At 49.6% G+C, this 14,544-nt stretch carries 13 protein-coding genes; 3 read left to right on the top strand and 10 right to left on the bottom strand.

Annotation, left to right across the window (positions count from 1 at the left end):
• The first annotated feature begins 201 nt into the window (after positions 1–201).
• Positions 202–1,359 (top strand): sporulation protein YhbH, encoded by a 1,158-nt coding sequence (gene yhbH, locus EWH91_RS00215; RefSeq protein ID WP_129927971.1) that lies wholly within the window; start codon positions 202–204, stop codon positions 1,357–1,359.
• Positions 1,360–1,496: 137 nt separating this feature from the next.
• Here the strand turns inward: yhbH and lepB (EWH91_RS00210) are convergent, their stop codons facing one another.
• The 6 genes from lepB (EWH91_RS00210) to EWH91_RS00185 form a co-directional block, all read right to left on the bottom strand.
• The gene (gene lepB / locus EWH91_RS00210) at positions 1,497–2,060 is read right to left on the bottom strand and encodes a signal peptidase I (RefSeq protein WP_129927970.1); all 564 of its coding nucleotides are present in this window, start codon (positions 2,058–2,060) and stop codon (positions 1,497–1,499) included.
• A 176-nt stretch (positions 2,061–2,236) separates the two neighbouring features.
• Positions 2,237–2,806, bottom strand: a complete 570-nt coding sequence (lepB, locus tag EWH91_RS00205) for a signal peptidase I (protein WP_129927969.1) — start codon at positions 2,804–2,806, stop codon at positions 2,237–2,239.
• Positions 2,807–2,858: 52 nt separating this feature from the next.
• A complete protein-coding gene (locus EWH91_RS00200; protein ID WP_129927968.1) occupies positions 2,859–4,754 on the bottom strand; it encodes a PrkA family serine protein kinase in 1,896 nt (631 codons plus the stop codon).
• 159 nt (positions 4,755–4,913) lie between these two features.
• Positions 4,914–5,387: a tRNA (uridine(34)/cytosine(34)/5-carboxymethylaminomethyluridine(34)-2'-O)-methyltransferase TrmL gene (gene trmL / locus EWH91_RS00195; RefSeq protein ID WP_129927967.1), complete on the bottom strand. Its 474-nt coding sequence runs from the start codon at positions 5,385–5,387 to the stop codon at positions 4,914–4,916.
• Positions 5,388–5,531: 144 nt separating this feature from the next.
• Positions 5,532–6,434: an amidase domain-containing protein gene (locus EWH91_RS00190; protein WP_240697211.1), complete on the bottom strand. Its 903-nt coding sequence runs from the start codon at positions 6,432–6,434 to the stop codon at positions 5,532–5,534.
• Positions 6,435–6,500: 66 nt separating this feature from the next.
• Positions 6,501–7,031 (bottom strand): methylated-DNA--[protein]-cysteine S-methyltransferase, encoded by a 531-nt coding sequence (locus tag EWH91_RS00185; protein WP_256359825.1) that lies wholly within the window; start codon positions 7,029–7,031, stop codon positions 6,501–6,503.
• A gap of 290 nt (positions 7,032–7,321) precedes the next feature.
• On the opposite strand from EWH91_RS00185, the gene EWH91_RS00180 reads away from it, so the two are divergent.
• The gene (locus tag EWH91_RS00180) at positions 7,322–7,990 is read left to right on the top strand and encodes a B3/B4 domain-containing protein (RefSeq protein WP_129927966.1); all 669 of its coding nucleotides are present in this window, start codon (positions 7,322–7,324) and stop codon (positions 7,988–7,990) included.
• A gap of 29 nt (positions 7,991–8,019) precedes the next feature.
• Complete coding sequence (yvfG, locus tag EWH91_RS00175) at positions 8,020–8,262, top strand: protein YvfG (protein ID WP_129927965.1); 243 nt, start codon at positions 8,020–8,022, stop codon at positions 8,260–8,262.
• 117 nt (positions 8,263–8,379) lie between these two features.
• Here yvfG and EWH91_RS00170 read toward each other — a convergent pair whose 3' ends face one another.
• The 4 genes from EWH91_RS00170 to EWH91_RS00155 all read right to left on the bottom strand — a co-directional run bounded on the left by EWH91_RS00170 (position 8,380) and on the right by EWH91_RS00155 (position 14,463).
• A complete protein-coding gene (locus EWH91_RS00170) occupies positions 8,380–9,315 on the bottom strand; it encodes a thermonuclease family protein (protein ID WP_129927964.1) in 936 nt (311 codons plus the stop codon).
• An 88-nt stretch (positions 9,316–9,403) separates the two neighbouring features.
• Positions 9,404–10,126: a Crp/Fnr family transcriptional regulator gene (locus EWH91_RS00165; RefSeq protein ID WP_129927963.1), complete on the bottom strand. Its 723-nt coding sequence runs from the start codon at positions 10,124–10,126 to the stop codon at positions 9,404–9,406.
• Positions 10,127–10,297: 171 nt separating this feature from the next.
• Complete coding sequence (gene odhB, locus EWH91_RS00160) at positions 10,298–11,536, bottom strand: 2-oxoglutarate dehydrogenase complex dihydrolipoyllysine-residue succinyltransferase (protein ID WP_129927962.1); 1,239 nt, start codon at positions 11,534–11,536, stop codon at positions 10,298–10,300.
• A 17-nt stretch (positions 11,537–11,553) separates the two neighbouring features.
• Positions 11,554–14,463 (bottom strand): 2-oxoglutarate dehydrogenase E1 component, encoded by a 2,910-nt coding sequence (locus tag EWH91_RS00155; RefSeq protein ID WP_240697210.1) that lies wholly within the window; start codon positions 14,461–14,463, stop codon positions 11,554–11,556.
• Positions 14,464–14,544 lie beyond the last annotated feature (81 nt).

Here is a 14,544-nt window from a genome sequence, read left to right as displayed (position 1 = left end):
CTGCACGGCACGTCCTGTGCGCCCGCCCCCACTGATTGACGTTTTCCTTTATCCCGTAAAAACAGGCGGGGTCCGTCCGGAGAAAAATGACAGAGACATCCGAAAAGAGGCAAAGTTTCATCTTTGCCGCATAAACTAAAATAATCCACCTTTGCCGGTCAAAGAAACAGCAAATATCAGATAAAAAGGGAGGAAATGTGTGTGAAGAACTTTTTAGTCTCCGAAGAACAGTGGGATCTTCATCAAAAAGGTGAGCAGGATCAGCGGCGACACACAGAAAAAGTAAAAGAAGCTATAAAAAACAATCTGCCCGATCTGATCAGCAGTGAAAGCATTATCCTTTCCGACGGCCAGAAAACAACCAAAATACCGATCCGCTCTCTTGACGAATATAAAATTCATTATAACTACGAAAAAGCAAAACACGTCGGTCAGGGCAGAGGAAACAGTAAAGTCGGTGACGTGATTGCCAGAGCACCAGGTAAGAAAACCGGACAGAGCGCAGGCAAAGGAAAAGGGGCGGGCGACAAACCAGGCGTTGATTACTATGAAGCAAATGTCTCGATGATGGAAATAGAGAATCTGTTTTTCAGAGAACTGGAACTTCCACAACTGAAACGGAAACAGGAACCGGATATTATGGTTGAAAGTATCGACTACAAAGATATTCGCCGTAAAGGGCTGATGGGAAATATTGATAAAAGGCGGACCATTTTATCTGCTATCCGCCGAAACGCTCAATCAGGCAAAGCGCAAATCTATCCGATCCGTGAAGAAGATCTGCGTTTTAAAACATGGGAAACCATTGTTCGGCCGGAAAGCCGTGCGGTCGTGCTGGCATTGATGGATACAAGCGGTTCGATGGGGGTCTGGGAAAAATATATCGCCAGAAGTTTCTTCTTCTGGATGACCCGCTTTCTCAGGACACGATACGAGAAGGTGACCATTCGTTTCATCGCGCATCATACCGAAGCGACCATCGTCAGTGAAGAAGACTTCTTTTCCAAGGGTGAAAGCGGAGGCACCATCTGCTCATCGGCCTATATCAAAGCGCTGGAGCTGATCCAGGACTCCTACCCGCCCGCAAAATATAATATTTATCCTTTCCACTTCTCAGACGGAGATAACCTCTCCTCTGATAATCCGAAGTGTATCCGTCTCGTCAATGAGATCATGGAGGTCACGGACTTTTTCGGATATGGTGAAATCAATCCGTATCATCGTTCCAGCACACTGATGAGTGCTTACCGGACAATAAAGAACGATGCCTTCCATTCTTTTATTCTCAAACAGAAAAGCGATGTCTATCACGCCATGAAATACTTTTTTAAAAAAGACGGCGAACAGGCAGCCATCTGAAACTTAAAAAAGCGTCCGGATGTGTCCGGGCGCCTTTTTATGCAAAAAAGGGATTAGAAAAGCAAAGCCTGCGACGGCGCCGGGTTTTCGTTATGGTCGGACTCATGCAGAACCAAAAGCCCTTAACATGGTCAGACTTAATAACTGTGTATGATACCGAAACGGTTCATCGGCCAGTATCTCAGATCGACTTTTCCGACCACCTGGTCCTGATCGACAAATCCGAAAATCCGGCTGTCCACACTGTTCTGCCTGTTGTCCCCCATCACCCAATACTTTCCTGACGGTACTTTCGCAACTCCGGTCAATCCCTCAAGGGTATAGTCCCAGGTCAGCTGGCTGCTCAGCAGCTCCTTTTTCGACGTCTTCAGAAAAGGTTCATTGACCGGTTTATTATTAATATAAAGCTGATCATTCGCATACTTTATCGTGTCTCCGGGCAAACCGATAATCCGTTTGACATAATCGTCCTTTTTTGTTGCATGGAAGATCACGACATCAAACCGGTCCGGCTGACTCAGCTTATAGTTGATTTTATTGACAATCAGGCGATCTCCGCTATACAGAGTCGGCATCATCGAGGGGCCGTCAACGATATAATTACCAAGGATAAAGCTCCGCACGATGATGACGACCAGGATCGCAATACCGATTGCGCGGACCCATGCCCAGGCCTCATTTCTCTTTTTCTGTTTACTCATTTAGGATTAGGCTCCTCATCTTCAATTCCCTGTCGCTGACACGGCATATTCTTCTGCTAAATTTTCTTAACCTCTTTTAATGTACATGACAAAAACAGGATAAACAAGCATTGCTGCATACTATTTTCAAATTTAAAAAGCGCCTGATCTTCTGAGGCGCTGCCGGGATCTCTGATTCACTTCGTCCAGAGGAGAGGAACTGTCCCCCACCCACTCGATGGCCAGTAACGAAAGGCAAGTTTCCCAACGACTGATTTTTCATCAATAAAACCAAAGTCACGACTGTCTTCACTGTTCTGCCGGTTATCCCCCATCACCCACAATTTTCCCTCCGGTACCCGCGCTTTTCCGGTCAGACTTTTCAGGCTGAAATCACCGGTTAGCTTCGTCCCGTCAGGAAGGTGATTTTTATAAGCTTTCAGATAGTTTTCCTCTGCAGGTTCACCGTTCAAATAGAGCGTATCATTCCGATAGACGATCGAATCGCCCGGAAGGCCGATTACTCTTTTGACATAGTCCACATTTTCACTGGCATGAAAAACAATAATGTCATATCTGTGCGGTTCACTTATCCGGTAACCGATTTTATTCACAATCAGTCGATTGCCGTCCTGAAGCGTCGGCATCATTGACTCGCCGCGTACCATATAATTGCTGAAAATGAAATGGCGGACGAGAAGAGCAATCACCGCTGCGATCACCACTGCTTTTATCCACGACACTGTCTCTTTCCACACACCGTCCATCGACTGCCCCCTGCTTTTCAGAAGCACGCCGCTGCTTTCCACCATCTGAAGATCAGCGGTTTAGCAGACTGCCTACATATCTTAGTAATTCGTTTGCCGATGTGGAATTATAACCGTATTCATCAACAAGTCTTGTAATCACTTCGTTGATTCGTTTTAATTGTGTTTCGTCGGGCGTCTTACTGGATGTCGTAATTTTAACGACATCTTTCAGATCGGCGAACAGCTTTTTCTGAATGGCTTCCCTCAGCCGTTCATGCGACTGGTAATTGAATCGTTTCCCTTTTCTAGCATAGGCAGAGATGCGAATCAGGATCTCTTCCCGAAAGGCTTTTTTTGCATTTTCTGAAATCCCGATCTGTTCTTCGATCGAGCGCATCAGTTTTTCATCCGGGTCCACTTCGTCCCCGGTGATCGGATCGAAAATTTTGTTGCTATTGCAGTAAGCCTCAACATTATCCAGATAATTATCCATCAGCGTCTTTGCAGATTCTTCAAAGGAATAGACAAAGGCCTTCTGTACCTCGCGTTTTGCCATTTCATCATATTCCCTGCGGGCCGTGGCAATAAACCCGGTGAAGCGTTCCCGGTCTTCTTCTGAAATGGAAGGATGCTGATCCAGTCCCTCTTTGATCGAGCGTAAAATGTCCAGGGCATTGATCGACGGTACACCTTTTTTAATAATTGCTGAGGAGATCCGGTTGATCACATAGCGCGGATCAATCCCGCCCATCCCTTCATCAGAAAACTCGTTCCTGAGTTCCTTAATATCAGCCGCATGATAACCTTCAACGATCTCTCCATCGTAAAGGCGCATCTTCTTAACCAGATCAATCCCCCGGCTCTTGGATTCTTTCAGGCGCGTTAAAATCGAGAAAACCGCAGCAGTGCGCAGCGCATGCGGCGCCACATGAACATCAGCCACATCGCTTTCGGAAATCAGTTTCTGATAGATTTTTTCTTCATCGGAAACTCTCAGATTATAAGGAACCGGCATCACGATCATGCGGGAATGCAGGGCTTCATTTTTCTTATTACTGATAAAGGTACGGTATTCGGTTTCATTGGTATGGGCAACGATTAATTCATCTGCCGAAATCAGGGCGAACCGACCGGCCTTGAAGTTTCCTTCCTGTGTCAGAGACAGAAGATGCCAGAGAAATTTCTCGTCACACTTCAGCATTTCCTGGAATTCCATCAGTCCGCGGTTCGCTTTATTCAGTTCTCCGTCAAAACGGTAGGCCCGCGGATCAGACTCCGAACCAAATTCGGCAATCGTGGAAAAATCAATGCTTCCGGTCAGATCAGCAATATCCTGTGATTTCGGATCCGAAGGGCTGAACGTTCCGATTCCGACACGCTTGTCTTCAGACAGAAAGATGCGCTCAACCGGCACCTTCTCAATCTTCCCGTCATAGTCCTTCTCCAGACGCATCGCATTCAGCGGTGAAAGGTTGCCTTCCACTCGGATGCCCGTCTCCTGAAAGAAATCCTCGCGGAGATGGGTCGGAATCAGATGCAGCGGATCTTCGTGCATCGGGCAGCCTTTAATCGCATAAATCGCCCCTTCATCCGTCCAGGAATAGTTTTCCAGACCGCGTTTGAGCAGCGTCACAATGGTTGATTTGCCGCCGCTGACCGGTCCCATAAGCAGCAGGATCCGTTTCTTGACGTCCAGCCGTTTCGCCGCAGGATGGAAATATTCTTCAACAAGCCGCTCAATCGCCTCTTCCAGGCCGTAAATCTGGCCATCGAAAAAGTGGTAATATTTATGACCGTCTTTTTCTGTCACACCCGCAGAAACAATCATCTGGTAGATCCTTGAGTGTGCAGATTGAGCAATCACAGGATTTTGTTTTACCAATTCCAGGTAGTCTGCAAAAGTTCCTTCCCATTTCAGCTTCTCTTCATAATCGCGGAATTGTTTCAGTTTATCCAGAAAGTTCATCGTATCCCCCCAGAAAAGATTCACCTATGTAAATAAAGTGTATGCGGCAGGCGGTCAATCTTTCATATAAAACTTATCCGGTCTGTCTGATCCATCAGAAATCAGCAGCAGGATAAGCATTTTTTCAGGGGAAACTTATGTGATGAGGGAAAGTGTGAATCAGGACAATCCGGGAAAGTGCTGCTGACGCAGGGCTTCAAAGATGATAATTGCCGCTGAATTGGATAAATTGAACGAACGGATTTTGTCTGTCATCGGCAGGCGGACGCACCGGTCCCTGTGCGCGGCAACAAAAGCCCGGGGCAGACCGGTTGTCTCACGTCCGAAGAAGAAGTAATAATCCTTCGCCGGATTACTATAATCAAAAGCACTGTATGGACGGCTGCCATCCGTTTCCACAAGATAATATTCGCGAGGCCTGTTCTGATCAAAAAAATCATCCAGCGAGTCGTAATAATGCAAATCAACCGATGGCCAGTAATCCAGTCCCGCCCGCTTCAGATGCCTGTCATCAGTTGAAAACCCGAGCGGACGGATCAGATGAAGTGAGCTGTGTGTCCCGGCACATGTACGGGCGATGTTACCCGTATTGGGCGGAATCTGAGGCTGATAGAGCACAATATGAATAGTCATAAACCTTAACACCTCTAAAACCACAATCTTCCGGAACATGTTCCAGTAAGCATTGAGAGTAAGCAAAAAGCGGCCACAGTCAGCGGCCGATTCTATACTTCTGTTGAGTAAACCTGTCTCATTATATCATATCCAGCCGCATGCTCAGTCACTCTGACCGTCTATCCGGAAAAATTTATAGTTGATCCGTTCTGTCCATGCAGGTGAGTCGGTATAAGCCCAGTCCCGTGCCCGCGCATCATACGTATGCGCATTCACGAGCGGTGAACCGGAAGGAGCGATTGACGTGACCAGGGTGTTATGATCCCAGTGCCCGTCGCCTTCGAAATCATAACAGATCACGTCGCCGGGAACGAGTTTATACACACTGTCCACTTCAACAGCTTTCATAACATTCCCGCTTCTGCTTAAATACCAGCGCAGGCTGTTCGCCACTGCCCAGCTGTAGCTCCAGCTGGTCCGGCTGTGCCACCAGCCTCTGCTTCGAACCGGCGCCCCCCACATGGGAATACCTCCTGCATGCAGGCACTGAGAAATAAAATTTGTGCAGTCATTTTCAACTCGAGGATAATCAGGATTTCGCCTGTTCCACCAGAGTTCCGCATAGCGGACCGCCTTCAGCCGATCATATGCCGGTCGGGAAATCTCTGGCTCAGCCTGACGCGAGCCCTCCTGATTCGCACTGGCCGAAGCGTGCGCCTCAGGCAGCGGACGCAGGCGATCAAGCGCAATCTGTGACCCGCGCAGAACGGCCTCCCGGTCCTCCACGCGTTCCTCCAGATAAAGCCCGCCCGTCTGCCTGATCAGCCATTCGGAGTGCAGTGTATAATAGACGACCTGATCCTCACGTTTTTCCTCAAGATCTGTGACACGGGCATGAACCAGAACTTTTTCAATCTGCGCCTGCTGCTCACTCAAGGTGCGTATTTTTCTTGCGTGAGCAGCTTTTTCGGACATGTCGATAACCGAGTCTGTCCAAGGTGCATCAGTGATCCACCTGCCACATGCCGTTCGAACATGTTCCTCAAGAATCGTCCGCCAGTCCATCTAGATCCCCCGCTTTCCTCACATATTTATGTCAGGAGCAGCACATTCATGAACCGGCAGAATCATTCACTTGTTGCTGCTTTCTTTTTCTTCAAACTGAAGCAGCTTTCTCTTGCAATCCAGACCGCCACCGTAACCGACGAGGGAGCCATCTGAACCAATGACCCGGTGACAGGGAATGACAATCGGCAGAGGATTCCTGTTATTGGCCCCGCCTACTGCACGCACGGCTTTGGGGCGGCCGGCGCTTTCTGCAATTTCCTTATATGAACGCGTTTGCCCATAAGGAATCCTGGCAAGCGCCGCCCATACTTTTTTCTGAAAATCAGTGCCCTTCAGCATCAACTTCAGATTAAATCCTCTACGCGTCCCCGCAAAATATTCTCTGATCTGTCTGACCGCAGGGGCACACGCTTCATCATCGACTTTTACATCTTCCGGCAGGTTCATCCGTCTGGCCCGGCTGATCAGATCCTGCCTTGTTTCATTCAGATTGCCAAATGCAATCCGGCAGAGACTGTCGCCGTACATAACAAGCGTCAGCGCTCCGACCGGTGTATCCAGTGTACAGGCGCTGAGAGATTCTCCGTTTCCCACTATTCATTCCCCCCTGATCTTTGCCCTTTCAGGCTTTTGTCACAAAAATAAGAAAGTATCAATCAAAATAGAGTCCAGGCTCAGTGATTCATCCCACAACTGAAGTGGCGAGCATGCTCACTGAGATTCTGATAAAAAAGGGCCGGCTTATCGGCATGCATTCCGTGAATCCCTTCACGGGCTTTCTTGCCTGCCGGGCGCTGTTAACAATATCTGAATCGGTAATTTTTGTAAAGCTCATGTCCGCGTTTGTGGTACACTTGAATCAGAAAGTAAAAGGAGGCGGCGTGATGTTTCAACTATCGGTTTCTGAAAAACTTGAGCAGCGGGTCCCCGGCTTTAAGGTCGGGTGTATCCGCTACAATCATATTGTCATTTCCGAGATGCCGCCACTGATCAGCGGGCGGCTGCCTCTGTTTTACAAAAATATTCAGCTGTCTCTTGAGAACCGTCCGATCGCTGATATCCCCGGAGTCCGAGAATGGCGGGCAATCTTTAAAAGGTGCGGAACAGATCCGTCACGGTATCGCCCGTCACAGGAAGCACTGCTCAGGAAAATAAAAAGAGACGGCGCACCGCACAGAATTCATTCGGCCGTCGACCTGAATAACTTCTTCAGCGTGCAGCACAGCATTCCTTTCGGCATCTATGACCTGAACCAGATTCATGGTCCCGTTCAAATAACCATCGGCAGCGATGATGACCAATATGACGGCTTAAATGGGAGAGTGATGCATATGGATCATAAAATTCTCTCAAAAGACAGTAAGGGCGCCTTCGGAAGCCCGATGGTCGACTCGCGGCGGACATGCGTGACAGAACAGACGACAGACGCTTTGCAGATCGCCTATCTTCGTCCTTCCATGCCTGAAGATGAAGCAAAAAAAATGACGGCCAGGGTCGCCGGCATGTTCACCCAGATTCACGGCGGCGAAAACACCTGGTCCGTCATCAGCTAATGAAAAACCTGAATTGGGAGTGTCACAACATGGATTCACATCTTTTCAGTGTAGATTACTTTAAAAAGGCGCTGAAAAAACAAATTAAAAAAAACGGAAACCGGCTTACTCCTGTCCAGTCCATGAACAGCTATTACCATTCCGTCGTTTCAGCCATTATTCAGGACAAAATCAATAAGAACTTCGAACTGATTCGCCGGATACGCCATCTTGATGAAGCTTATCAGGCGGTCAACGAAGAAGTTCTTCAGAAACAACAGCAACAGCAGTAACCCGATCCGGTCTTCGGCAAAAGCCGACTCCGGATTTTTACATCCTCGGAGTCAGCAAAGCGGGCCGGGCGTCGGCGTTTCCAGGATCTGCTTCCACTCTTTGCTGGCACCGCCCACTCATTTTGCGGCGCGAAATCCGGCTTTTGTTGCTGCGTCCCGGCTTTTAAAGCAGGCCTCGGCTTTCGTCACATCGTAATAGGCGCTGCCCGGCATATGATAGATTTTCCCGCGGCTGGACGCGTTGCCTTTGATTGCCCCGCCGCAATTACCGGACCCGTCCGGTGCGAACTGATTTTTCCCGCCGCCGGATGACGCAGTAGAAGAACCTCCACTGTTTTGCGCCCTCTCATAAGCTTCTGTTCCCTTGACCACTTCCGGATGGTAGCCGTCGGAACGGGCATAGTCAGGAACAGACCATATGCCGAGATGTTTCGACCTGGCCTGAGCCTCCACCTGACGGTATTGATCCACGTACTTCGTATTGGGCGGGTAAACATAAGCCACCCGGGCGAGACCCCGTGAAAGCTGCTCTTCAGCAAAAGATTTCCCGTCTACATAAACATAGGCAAGCAGGCGGTTATACTTATCACGTCCTCCGTTCACCGCCACTTCAAGATGAACGGTTTTTCCCTGCAGCAGGTCTCTTGCATGCTGACTGGCTTCCGGACCGAATGGCTGGACCCCAAGCCGTGGGTGATGGGTTTCCGGCGTGTCAATCAGAAGGACACGGATCGTGGTGACCTTTTTTTCATAAATCACCTGTAAGGTATCCCCGTCAACCACTTTAACCACTTTCGCCGGGACACCGGGCACCTTCGCCTGCCTGGAAGTTGCAGCAGAAGAGGCGTCATGAGGCTTTTTTGCTTCCGATGTGCTGCTTTCAGCCGGCTGACTCTGCGCCTCTTGGTCCCCGGACTCATTCTGCTGCACGGATGCAGCATCCGAAGACGCAGAACGGTCCGAATATGTATCCTCTGTGGCCGGTTCCGCGCAGCCTGCTAAAAGAACTAAGGAGAACAGGGCACAGAGGATGCGGTTAAACCATCTTTTCATATTGCATCACCTGAATTATTTAATCGAATGAAAGAGGAGCGACCGCCCGAAAGGGTCGCTCCTCTTCCTATTTTATCATAATTTTTTATCATAATCGGCAAATGTTCATCGGACAACGATCTTCACAGTGGCAGATGGCTTTAATATAGCCAATATCTTTAATCACGATGGAACCATGGTAATAATTAATCGCTCCATCCCGCTTCCATGCCTGAAGCATACGGTTGACCGTTTCGCGTGTGGAACCGATCAGCTGCGCGAGGTCTGAATTGGTCAGACTGATCACGTAATGGATGCCGTCTTCTTTCTTCTCCCCATAGCCGTGTGCCATGCGCAGAAGCGTAGAGGCCAGCGCGCCGTTCTTTCCGTAGAAGAGCAGATCGCGCAGTTTAATCTGCGTGTATCTGTCCATCAGTCCGATCCATTTCATAAAATCGAAGCTGAGTCCCGGATTAGACAGCAGCAGCGGTTCCACATCCCTTCCTGACAGGACGCCGATCTGGCAGTCTGTCACAGCAGTTGCTGTAAAGGCATGTTCGTCATTGCCGAGGCAGGCCAGCTCGCCGAATAAGTCCCCCGGTGTGAAATAGTGAAGCACGAGGTCTCTTCCGTCAAAAGCCGATTTGTACAGTTTGACCCGGCCCGACTTCATATAGTAGAGTTTATCCGACGCATCGCCTTCCCAGTAAATGTGGGAACCCTTTCTAAACGCCGCATCCGTCATCATATTCTTCAATAGATCCAGGTTTTGTTCTGAAAACATTGCTGTATTGGTCATCTGATCCTGAACAGGATCTAAGGTTCTTTCCATTCTGATCACACCTTCAATCAAAGTTGTACCCGCCAGGTCATGGATCAGTATGCTGACGATACACCTTTTGCCCATGGAACCCTTGTTTTCATTATACAGGAAAACGTTCCACTTTTTTTGTGAAAAGTGTGACGAAAATCATACAACTTTTTTAACTGGACGGATTTGACCTTAACCTTCAAGCAGGAGCGTTTCAGGATCCTCGAGCAGGGTTTTCACCTTAACGAGGAAACGGACCGCCTCACTGCCGTCGACAATGCGATGGTCATAGGACAGTGCAATGTACATCATGGGACGGATTTCCACTTTGTCTCCATCCGGAGTCGACACGGCCACCGGACGTTTCTTAATCCCATGCATGCCGAGAATACCTACCTGCGGTGCATTAATAATCGGTGTAGACAGGAGAGAACCGAATGTGCCGCCATTGGTTATCGTGAATGTGCCCCCCTGAAGATCACTCAGAGTCAGCTTGTTTGTCCGCGCCCTGACCGCAAGATCCTTAATTTCATGTTCAATTTCCGCAAACGTCAGCCGATCGGCATCACGGACAACCGGCACGACAAGGCCCTGATCTGTTGCAACAGCAATCCCAATATCATAAAATTTCTTAACTAAAATATCGGTGCCGCTGATTTCAGCATTCAACAGCGGGAAACTCTTCAGGGCGCCGACCACCGCCCGGGTAAAGAAGGACATAAAGCCCAGCTTGACGTCATGCGCTTTGATAAAGGCTTCTTTCCGTCTTTTGCGGATGGCCATGACGTTTGTCAGATCGACTTCATTAAATGTCGTCAGCATCGCTGCTTCATGCTGCACGGCAACCAGCCGCCCAGCAATGGTCTGACGGCGACGGGTCATTTTAATCCGTTCGACCGGTTTAGTCGGATCTTCAGCAGGAGCCGGCTTCGGTGCCGGTGCTGCCGCCTGTTTTGCCACGTCCTCTGCCCTGAGCCGGCCCAGCGGATCAGCAGTGTGAACCGCACTCAGGTCAATGCCCTTCTCGCGCGCGAGTTTCCGCGCTGCAGGCGAAGCAATCGCCACATTACCACCTGCTGCAGCGGCAGGCTGAGGCGCCTGCTGTTCCTTCTTTACCGGTGCCGGTGCAGAAACTGCTGCTTCCGGTTTTGCTTCAGGCTGCGCCGGGGCTGCATTCCCGGATGGCTCCTCAGCGCCATTTTCATCCAGCAGGGCAATAACCTCGCCGACTTCAACGGTATCGTCAACGTTCTTTTCGATTTTTTTCAGAACACCGGCATGCTCCGCGCTGATCTGAATATTCACTTTATCCGTTTCAATTTCCGCGATATCGTCACCCTGATTGACCTTGTTTCCGACATCGACCAGCCATTTGACAATCGTTCCCTCTGTAATGGATTCCGCCAGTTCCGGTACTTTTACTTCAATCAACCTGATCCCCTCCCGAATCACTCTTGCCCTGCTTTTTCATTTTTATGCAATGTTTCACTGATGATCCTTTTTTGTTCCTGTTTATGGAATTTGGGTTCGCCGGTCGCCGTGCTGGAGCGGGACGGGCGGCCGATATAGCTGAGCCGGGTGCCTTTCGGCGCAATTTTCCGGATCCGCGGCTCTGCATAACTCCAGGCCCCCATATTCTTTGGTTCTTCCTGCAGCCAGACAATTTCATTCAGATTCCGGTAGCGACTGAAATAAGCCTGCAGATCTTTCTCCGGGAATGGATACAGTTCCTCCACCCTGAGGATCTTCAACCAGTCCGGCCGGCTTGCGGAGGCTTCGATCTCGACAGAAAGATCAACGGCTACTTTCCCGCTGCACAGCGCCACACGCGTGATCTGATCCGGATCTCCATTCGTCAGCGGATCTTCAAGTACGCTGTTAAAATGCCCTTCAGCCAGATCCGTCGGAGTAGAAGTGGCTTTCGGATGACGCAGCAGACTCTTCGGTGTCATGATGACAAGCGGACGGACGACATCTGTATTGAGAATCGCCGCCTGCCTGCGCAGAATATGGAAGTACTGAGCCGGCGTTGTCAGGTTGGCAACCACCCAGTTGTTTTCCGCCGACAGCTGCAGAAAACGTTCCAGTCGACCGCTGGAGTGTTCCGGCCCCATCCCTTCATAGCCGTGCGGCAAAAGAAGTACCAGCCCGGACCTCTGACCCCATTTAGCACGCCCGGCCGTCACGAACTGGTCGAACATGACCTGGCCGACATTGGCAAAATCACCGAACTGCGCTTCCCAGATGACCAGAGTCTCCGGCGCAAACACATTATAGCCGTACTCGAACCCAATCACCGCAGTCTCAGAAAGCGGGCTGTTATGAATATCAAAAGTTGCTCTGACGCCTTTCAGATGATGATATGGTGAGTAGGTGACACCCGTCTTAACATCGTGAAATACCGCATGACGCTGGGCGAATGTGCCCCTTTCTACATCCTGACCGGTAAAGCGGATCGGCGTACCGTCTTTCAGAATGGAAGCAAAAGCAAGGGATTCGCCAGTTGCCCAGTCCAGCTGGTGCCCGGGATTCAGTGCCTTTTCGCGTCGTCTGAGAATGCGCGCCAGTTTGGGATAAACATGAAAACTTTCCGGCCAGTCGAGCAGATCCTGATTCAGTGCCCGCAGCGTCTCAATCGGGACAGCTGTCCGGATATAGGTTAAAGGCTGCGCCAGCTTATCAGGAAAAGGGATTTCCTTAAGATCTTTTTCTTTATCGCGTGCAGCCTGATAAATCTTCTGAAACTTATCATTCAGGTGCTTCTGATAATCTTTCAGTTTTTCCGGATTTGCCAGCCCGTCCCTTTCCAGTTTGACCTGATAGAGCCGGGCAACCGGCAGATGCTTCTGGATCTCCTGGTATAGAATCGGCTGCGTCGCGGAAGGATCATCGGATTCGTTGTGACCGTATCGCCTGTATCCGCAGAGATCAATCAGAAAATCCTTCCCGAATGTCTTTCGATATTCGAAGGCGAGCTGAATGGCTGTCAGGCAGGCCTCCGGATCGTCGGCATTGACATGAACGATCGGGATTTCATAGCCTTTGGCCAGATCACTGGCATAGGCTGTGGAGCGACCGTCTTCGTGGTTGGTTGTAAACCCGAGTTGGTTATTCGCAATGATATGAATCGTGCCGCCGGTATTAAATCCGCTCAGCCGGCTGAGATTCAGCGTTTCCGCTACAATGCCTTCACCGGTAAAGGCCGCATCACCATGGATCATGATGGGGAACGCCTTGCCGGTATCCTGCTCAGGATAGCCTTCTTTCAGTCGATTATCCTGCGCGGCGCGGGCATATCCTTCTATGACCGGATCAACCATTTCCAGATGACTCGGGTTATTCGCCAGTGTTAATTTAACCTGAAACATGCCGTCGTCATCTGTTTCGCCCATATACTGCAACGGATATTTTTTATTGACCTCATCGATTTCTCTGGCTGCACCGAGATGATATTTCACATCTCCTGTCCAGCCGTAATTGATCCCTTTTGAGCCTTCAGAAGGCACCATGCTCTTGATCGGCGCATGGACAAATTCTGCCAGAATCTTTTCATAAGGCTTTCCGAGGATATGCGCAAGCACGCTCAGCCGGCCGCGATGTGCCATACTGATCACAACCTGCCGCGATCCGTCATGTACACCAAACTGGATCAGTTTATCAAGCATTGGAACGAGAACGTCCAGTCCTTCGATGGAAAAACGTTTCTGACCAACAAACGTCTTATGAAGAAAATGCTCAAACGCTTCTACTTTAACCAGTTGCTTAAGCAGATTTATTTTTTCCCTGTCCGGAACAGGATTTTGGAAGCGCTTACTTTCAACTGCCCGATTCAACCAGTTCTTCTCTCGTAAATCCTGGACGTGACTGAATTCATAGGCCAGAGACCGGGAATACAGATCCCGCAGATAGCCGACCACATCCAGTGCATTCCGGACGTTCGCCGGTGCTTCCGGCCAGATCACTTTTGACGGAATCGCTTTCAATTTTTTCGGTGATAAATGAAACTGAGCCAGATCCATTAAATGTGTTTCAATCACGCGCATGTCGCTGAGCGGGTTGACATGAGCGAGCAGGTGCCCGTATGCCCGGATTCTGTCAGCCAGCCGGACAGCACCTACCACCTGATCCAGATCAAATGGATCTCCGGCTCCCTCATTGTCCAGAACCGTGTGAGACGCGGCAGGAACACCGTCGATCGTTTTCGGTCTGCCCCATTTATCAAAGACGCGCCGTAAGGTCGGATCAACGGTTTCCGGATCATCAAGATACTTATCATACTGTTCATCAACATAACCGAGATTCAGACGTGAAAAACTTTGCCATGGATTTGTGCGATCTAACGTCTCATTTGCCGTCAATGCACATCGCTCCCTAAGAGTATTTGAGTCACACTTTCCCCTTGTTCGAAACATCAGCAATAATTTGACTAAACTGTGAAT

The organism is Sporolactobacillus sp. THM19-2, from assembly GCF_004153195.1.
In the GTDB taxonomy this organism is placed as follows: Bacteria; Bacillota; Bacilli; order Bacillales; family Sporolactobacillaceae; genus Sporolactobacillus.
This window is presented reverse-complemented; position numbering and strand designations above follow the sequence as displayed.

Bases quoted from the DNA above. Each gene is read 5' to 3' on its own strand.
- lepB (WP_129927969.1), bottom strand. From the start codon at position 2,806: ATGGACGGTGTGTGGAAAGAGACAGTGTCGTGGATAAAAGCAGTGGTG.
- EWH91_RS00165 (WP_129927963.1), bottom strand. From the start codon at position 10,126: ATGGAAAGAACCTTAGATCCTGTTCAGGATCAGATGACCAATACAGCA.
- trmL (WP_129927967.1), bottom strand. From the start codon at position 5,387: ATGACTATTCATATTGTGCTCTATCAGCCTCAGATTCCGCCCAATACG.
- yvfG (WP_129927965.1), top strand. From the start codon at position 8,020: ATGGATTCACATCTTTTCAGTGTAGATTACTTTAAAAAGGCGCTGAAA.
- EWH91_RS00200 (WP_129927968.1), bottom strand. From the start codon at position 4,754: ATGAACTTTCTGGATAAACTGAAACAATTCCGCGATTATGAAGAGAAG.
- EWH91_RS00190 (WP_240697211.1), bottom strand. From the start codon at position 6,434: ATGGACTGGCGGACGATTCTTGAGGAACATGTTCGAACGGCATGTGGC.
- lepB (WP_129927970.1), bottom strand. From the start codon at position 2,060: ATGAGTAAACAGAAAAAGAGAAATGAGGCCTGGGCATGGGTCCGCGCA.
- EWH91_RS00170 (WP_129927964.1), bottom strand. From the start codon at position 9,315: ATGAAAAGATGGTTTAACCGCATCCTCTGTGCCCTGTTCTCCTTAGTT.
- EWH91_RS00180 (WP_129927966.1), top strand. From the start codon at position 7,322: ATGTTTCAACTATCGGTTTCTGAAAAACTTGAGCAGCGGGTCCCCGGC.